General features: G+C 51.2%; 5 protein-coding genes and 1 tRNA gene. 4 read left to right on the top strand and 2 right to left on the bottom strand.

Going from position 1 to position 6518, the window contains the following annotated elements; translation table 11 throughout:
- Positions 1-32: 32 nt before the first annotated feature.
- Positions 33-106, bottom strand: a tRNA-Cys gene (locus TH5_RS11865).
- Positions 107-267: 161 nt separating this feature from the next.
- Entirely contained in the window at positions 268-2709 is a 2442-nt protein-coding gene (locus tag TH5_RS11860) for a methyl-accepting chemotaxis protein (protein WP_114122043.1), read from the bottom strand.
- Positions 2710-3178: 469 nt separating this feature from the next.
- Here TH5_RS11860 and TH5_RS11855 point away from each other — a divergent pair, with 469 nt between their 5' ends.
- The 4 genes from TH5_RS11855 (at position 3179) to TH5_RS11840 (ending at position 6460) form a co-directional block, all read left to right on the top strand.
- On the top strand, positions 3179-3832 hold the full coding sequence (locus TH5_RS11855; RefSeq protein WP_114122042.1) for a protein-L-isoaspartate O-methyltransferase family protein: 654 nt from the start codon (positions 3179-3181) through the stop codon (positions 3830-3832).
- Positions 3833-3918: 86 nt separating this feature from the next.
- Positions 3919-4242: a rhodanese-like domain-containing protein gene (locus TH5_RS11850; protein ID WP_114122041.1), complete on the top strand. Its 324-nt coding sequence runs from the start codon at positions 3919-3921 to the stop codon at positions 4240-4242.
- 143 nt (positions 4243-4385) lie between these two features.
- Positions 4386-5738, top strand: coding sequence for a TolC family outer membrane protein (locus TH5_RS11845; RefSeq protein ID WP_114122040.1), 1353 nt, complete (start codon positions 4386-4388; stop codon positions 5736-5738).
- A 113-nt stretch (positions 5739-5851) separates the two neighbouring features.
- On the top strand, positions 5852-6460 hold the full coding sequence (locus tag TH5_RS11840; RefSeq protein WP_114122039.1) for a DUF2497 domain-containing protein: 609 nt from the start codon (positions 5852-5854) through the stop codon (positions 6458-6460).
- Positions 6461-6518 lie beyond the last annotated feature (58 nt).

The following is a 6518-nucleotide window of genomic DNA, read 5'->3' as shown; positions in this document are numbered from 1 at the left end:
TTTGCTCTACCAACTGAGCTATGCCGGATTAGTGGAGGCGCGAGCCGGAATCGAACCGGCGTGCAAGGATTTGCAGTCCTCTGCGTAACCACTCCGCCATCGCGCCTTCGCGTTGGCTGGCCGGTGTATAGCCCTATCGAATACAGGCCGTCAAGCACCCAAATTTACATTTTTTAACCAGTGGCTTGTCCAGTAACCCAAAAATAAAGGAGCCGTTCAGGCAAATGCGAGAAACGCCCCCTTTGAAGCTTATTTTATGCCATGCGATCAGTCGGAGGCACGTCCGCCACGCTTTTCAAGCCATGGCCCAAGCACAGTGTCGCGCTCTTTGGCGGGAGCAAAATCAAGGTTCGCAATGGTATCAAGTGCGTGCTCAACCTCGAACGACAGGGTAATGTTTGGCCCATCGATACGGATTGTGCCCTTGGTTCCGGATTTGACAGGCTCCACCAGACTAACCTTGGTGCCACCCTTCGAGATATCGATGGTTTGACCTTTGATCGTCTTGCCGGCAACCGTCACCGAAACGCCAAGCTGAAGGTTATGGCGCGGATCCTTGCGGCGGTTTACTTCAGGAGTGGCCGTGCGAACGATTCGAACCAGACTTGCGCGAAGTTCCGCGATGCTTGCATCGACCTCGGCGGCAATCTTGTTCATTTGTTCGGCGCGGCTAAGGTTTTCATCGGCTTCACGTGCAACGTCACCGATCTTTTCGGTTACCTCGTTTGATGCCTGTGCGGTCTGTACGATGTTACGCGCGATTTCCTGGGTAGCATCATCCTGTTGACGGACACTGACCGCGACGTTGGATGCAACTTCGTCAATGCGTCGGACGCTGTCGGTCATTTTTTGCACCGCGGATACAACCGATCCGGTGACATTCTGAATATCACCAAGCTGGCGGGTGATTTCCTCTGTCGATTTTGCGGTCTGGTTGGCCAGGTTTTTGACTTCCTGTGCAACAACTGCAAAGCCTTTGCCTGCGTCACCGGCACGTGCAGCTTCGATCGTTGCGTTCAATGCCAGAAGGTTTGTCTGTGCTGCAATATCGCTGATTAATTCGGCGACTTCACCGATTTTGTCCACGCTGTCTTTTAGTGACGTCACGGTTTGCTCTGCACTTTCTCCGGCAATGTTGGCTTCGGCGGTGATGGTGGTTGCTTCGTCGATCTGGCGGGTGATTTCTCGGATTGATGCCGCAAGTTCCTCTGACGCACCGGAAACGGTCTCCGCATTGGCCAATGCTTCATGAGCCGCGGCCGCGACACTTTCGGAGTTTGCTGATACACGTCCCGACGATCCGGCCATTTCTCCTGCTGATGCATTCAGGCGCGATGTCTGATCAATGATCGACTGAACAACTTTCTGAAGTTCTCTTTCAACAGTTTCGGCCAGACCGCGAAGAGCACCGACACGTTGCACATTCGACTTCGCTTCGTTTTCTTCACGTTCAAGCTTGGCATAAGCCAGTTTTGCATGCAGTGCGCGAAGTTGCTGTGTTACCGGTTTGAAGTCTGCCACAGATGGCATGTCGATGTTATGTCCGGTATCGTTTCGGGCGATGGCTTCAAAATGAACGTTCATGCGTTCAAGAGGATGTCGCAGCTTACGAACCAGCCACATGCCATAGAAGATCGTCATTACAGTGGCCACCACAATTAGAAGTGCCTCAATGATCAGGGCCAAATAGAAATCTTCTTCCGCGGCTGCGACACGTGAACCGGCAATTTCGTTCTGTACAACCGATAGATTGCCGATCTGTTCGGTCAGCGGATCAATCTTTTGGTAAAGCTCGTTCTTAACCAGTGCATCAAGGGCTTCGACATCTTTAACCTGAAAGATTTTCCGAAGGCGGGTCACGAGTTCGTCTGCTACGGGCAGCATCTTTTGAACTTGTGCCATAAACGGTTTTTCCTGGTCGCCAAGTTCACGCTGATTATAAATCGCCAGATTCTCTTTTATGCGCTTTTCAGCCTGATCCAGACTTTCGATTCCTGCCTGCCAGTCAAAATTGCCATTGCGAACTTTATGTGAAGCATCGACAACAAAAACGGCATAATCATCTGAAATCTGCTTCAGAAGGTTCAGAGGTTGGACACGATTCTTGTAAAGACTGTCCAATGATTGTTCGGTCTTATATTCAACCCATAAACCATATCCGCCAATAATCAGCATCAATACAATCATGGTGCCGAAGGCAACGGTCAGGCTTCCTTTGATGCTCGAGATAAAGTTGGCAAGTCGCACTTTACTGTTGGTTTCAACAATTTCACCATACTCTAGGCCGACATTTGAAGTCTTGCCGTTGCGAAGGTCAGCATAAACCGATTCAGCGCGCTTCTTTTCAGCTTCACTGGGTTTCGTGCGGATCGAGATATACCCGATGGTTTCACCGTTATCTATTACAGGGGTTACGTTGGCACGCACCCAATAATGGTCACCATTTTTGGTCCGGTTTTTTACCAACCCCTGCCATGTAAGGCCGCTTTTGATGGTCGACCACAAATTAGCATATGCTTCCTTGGGCATATCTTTATGGCGGACGATATTGTGAGGTGCACCATTAAGTTCATCGGCGGAAAAGCCGCTGATATCGACGAAAGACTGGTTGGTGAACTCGATTTTTCCACCGGTGTCTGTTCTGGAGACGAGGATATCCCCGTCCATCATCAAGACTTCACGGTTCGTTACAGGACCGTTGTCACGCATGGCAATAATTATCCCCCCACTGTTTCACGCGATGCAATTGCAGTCGGCCTTCATGGCCTTCCATAAGGATGTATATCTAATTCTATTGTATAGTAAGTTAATACTTTTGGTGAATGTATATGTGTGTATAGGTTGCAAATTTTTATGTCGCTACACGTAATAAGGTTTTCAAGTCTGACAACGCTATATTTTTAACGAAAGGGGCACTTTGATCTGTATCGTCAGTATCGCTATATTTACGTCGTAAAAAGCAGCTCGGGTGGTTGATGTGCGCTGCCGAAAAATAGCGTACAGCGCGTTGTGGGCGTCATTACAATGACTTTTGGCGAATAATTGCCCTGATCCTATTGATCCGTTGTTGTCAGTTGCCCATGTGCTGACTATAAACAGGGCAACATCTGTGACGTGGTTTTGGGGACAAAGACCGGTTGCAGGCTTTTTCTCGCGAGAATTTTCAGGTCAGATAAACATGGATTACCAAATCGCGCGCCGTAACATGGTGGAAAATCAGGTTCGAACCAACAAGGTCACCGATCCCTTGGTCATCGCTGCGATGGAGGAGGTTCCGCGCGAACTGTTCCTGCCGGAAGGTAAACGCGGCATTGCCTATGTCGATGAAGATATTCCTGTCGGAAATGGCCGATATGCGATGGAGCCGATGGTAATTGCGCGCCTGATGCAGTCTGCCGAAATCTTACGGAGCGACGTCGCCCTGGTGATCGGTGCGGGCTATGGCTATACGGGGGCGGTTCTATCGCGTGTAGCCGAAACCGTGGTTGCGGTCGAAAGCGATAAGGAAATGGCATCCATCGCTGAAAAGACATTCCAGGCGCACAGCTATGACAATGTCATCGTGGTAGAAGGCAATCTGGCCGAGGGTTACGCCAAGCAGTCGCCGTATAATGTGATCGTCTTTGACGGTGCGGTTGCCGAAGTTCCAGCCAACATTCTTGATCAGCTTTCCGAGGGTGGTCGTTTGCTGGTTGTCGTTCGGGCACCTGGCAAGGTTGGTGTTGCGCGTCTTTATGAACGTGAAAACGGGGTCGTTGGGCATCGTGACCTGTTCGATGCCAACATTCCCTATCTTCCCGGGTTCGAACCGGCAGAAAGTTTCGTGTTCTGATATGATTTTGTTTTGCCCGGGGAAACTCCGGGCAAAATTTTATGTAAACCGGTTCAGCAACCCGATCAGGAAAATAGAGCAGGTAAATGGTGCGCGATCTTCGATGCAGCGAACTGGCATCAAGTCTTGAAGGAAACAATCCCCTCGTACTTGTTGATGTGCGCGAAGATTGGGAATTGGAGATTTGCGCAATCGCGGGCGCGATCCATATACCTTTGGGCGAATTGGCGGATCGGGCAGGGGAACTTGCCCCCGAAAAAGCGGTTGCACTTCTTTGCCATCATGGCGTTCGCAGTCGCCATGCCGCAATGCTGCTTGAGGATCGCGGATTTAAAGATGTTTTTAATGTTGCTGGCGGTATAGATGTCTGGGCGTTGGAAATCGACCCGGATATGACACGTTACGATTGATAATTTGATGGTGAAAAAGGTCGGCATTTTTATTTTTTCTCAAACAAATGCCTCTTTTGTTGGAAAATATTCGTTCCGTCGTTACCATATGCGAAACTGCGCCGGGGTCGGGACTTGGTGTAGGATCTTACAAGGGTAGATAAATGTTAAAACGGTTCTTGCTGACCTGCAGTATTCTGGCCACTGGTGGCATCGTTGCCAATGGGGCTTCTGCAGAGAGCCTTGAAGAAGCTTTGATCAAGGCGTATCAGAGCAACCCGACGCTGGAAGCCGGTCGTGCGTCGCTCCGTGCGACGGATGAAGAAGTGTCGCAGGCGCTGTCAAACTGGCGCCCGAACGTTTCGCTTTCTGGCGAAGCTGGCTTCCGGGACTTGGATACTGATCAAAATGGTACTGAAACCGACAACAGTCTGACGCCTTATACTGTTGGCGCAGAAGTTGTTCAGCCACTGTATCGTGGTGGTCGTACCGTTGCTGAAACTGATCGAGCGGAATCGCGTATCCGTGCTGCACGTGCAGCCCTTCGTTCTTCTGAACAGGATGTATTGCTGCAGGTCGCAACGGCCTATTTCAACGTTTTGCGTGATACGGCAGTTGTCGAACTTAACCAGAATAACGTCCGCGTTCTAGAACGTCAGCTCGAAGCAACGCGTGACCGGTTCTCGGTCGGTGAAGTAACCCGTACAGACGTCTCGCAGGCCGAAGCCCGTCTTGCCGGTTCCAAGGCAGACCTGATTTCGGCGCAGGGCGACCTTGCCAATACCCGCGCCCAGTACGAGCGTCTGGTGGGTAACAAGCCCGATAATCTTGAAATTCCGAATCCGCTGGCTGGTTTGCCAACCAGTGTTACGGATGTTCTGGCGATTGCCCAGGAACAGCATCCCGATGTGGTTCAGGCACAGTATACTGAAGATGCGGCGAAGTCTGACATCCGGCTGAGCGAAGGATCGCTTTATCCGGAAGTCAATCTGACCGCCGGGGTACAGCGTGCTTACGAATCCTCGCAGGAGGATTTGACTGCTGATAATGCAGAAATTCTCGCACAGGTTACCGTGCCACTTTATCAGCAGGGTGCAGTTTATTCATCGGTCCGTGCGGCCAAGCAAACCGCAGGGCAGGCCCGTGTACAGGTTGATGAGGCACGGCGTGCCGTGATTGAAAATGCGACCAGCTCTTGGGAAACCCTCGTGACGGCACGTGCCAGCATCGAATCCCAGCAGGCACAGGTCGCTTCAGCCGAAGTCGCCCTTGATGGTGTTCAGCGTGAAGCATCTGTCGGTTCGCGTACCGTTCTTGATGTTCTGGATCAGGAACAGGAATTGCTGCAGGCACGCGTAAACCTTGTTGGTTCGCGCCGTGATGCCGCGGTTGCCGAATTCCAGGTCAAGGCAGCGATGGGTGCCTTGAATGCGCAGGTTCTCGGCCTTCCGGTCGAAATTTATGACACTGAATCCAACTACAATAAAGTCAAGGATCAGTGGTGGGGAACGGACTGACCTGAATACTGGCAGGGCCTTCGGGCCCTGTTGGACCTTGGGGAGAAGGGCGGTTCGGTAATGAAATCTAGTGCGGAAGTTAAAAAATGAGTGACGGGCAACAAGAACCTTCAATGGAGGACATCCTCCAGTCCATCCGCAAGATTCTTGCTGATGAAGGGGATGACGATAAGAAACAGGCTGCTCCTGAACCAGAACCGATGCCGGAACCTGAACCAGAGCTCGAACCGGAAATAGAAGAAGAGATCGACGAGCTCGAACTTGACGAAGAGCCTGAAGAACTCGAATTCGACGAAGAACCCGAAGAACTCGAACTTGACGAACCCGAGGAAGAGCTCGAACTCGACGATATGCTCGATTTCGATGAAACCCCGGAAGAAGACGAATTCGAAGAGCCCGAAGCAGACCCGATTGATGACTTCGACGAGCCCGAACCGGCAATGCCAGCGGTTTATGAGGACGACGAAGATGACGAGCCGCTGATTTCGCGTGTTACCGAAAACACGGCAACCGGAACCATCTCGGATTTGGCGCAAGCCGTTGCAAAGAAACGTGCAGTTGCCCTTGGCCTTAATGCAGGCCATATCACGCTTGAAGATCTGGTGCGTGATATGTTGCGCCCGTTGCTTAAGGAATGGCTTGACGAAAACCTTCCCTATATGATCGAACGCCTTGTGAAAAAGGAAATCGAGCGGATCGTGAACCGCGCCGAAGACCTGTAGGCGAGCCGAAATATGATTTACAGCGGCGCGCCAACGGTGCGCCGCTTTTTCTTTGTAT

It is taken from the genome of Thalassospira xianhensis MCCC 1A02616, from assembly GCF_003326475.1.
Taxonomy (GTDB): Bacteria; Pseudomonadota; Alphaproteobacteria; order Rhodospirillales; family Thalassospiraceae; genus Thalassospira; species Thalassospira xianhensis.
This window is presented reverse-complemented; position numbering and strand designations above follow the sequence as displayed.

Coding starts and splice junctions, on each gene's coding strand:
- TH5_RS11860 (WP_114122043.1), bottom strand. CDS start 2,709: ATGCGTGACAACGGTCCTGTAACGAACCGTGAAGTCTTGATGATGGAC.
- TH5_RS11855 (WP_114122042.1), top strand. CDS start 3,179: ATGGATTACCAAATCGCGCGCCGTAACATGGTGGAAAATCAGGTTCGA.
- TH5_RS11850 (WP_114122041.1), top strand. CDS start 3,919: ATGGTGCGCGATCTTCGATGCAGCGAACTGGCATCAAGTCTTGAAGGA.
- TH5_RS11845 (WP_114122040.1), top strand. CDS start 4,386: ATGTTAAAACGGTTCTTGCTGACCTGCAGTATTCTGGCCACTGGTGGC.
- TH5_RS11840 (WP_114122039.1), top strand. CDS start 5,852: ATGGAGGACATCCTCCAGTCCATCCGCAAGATTCTTGCTGATGAAGGG.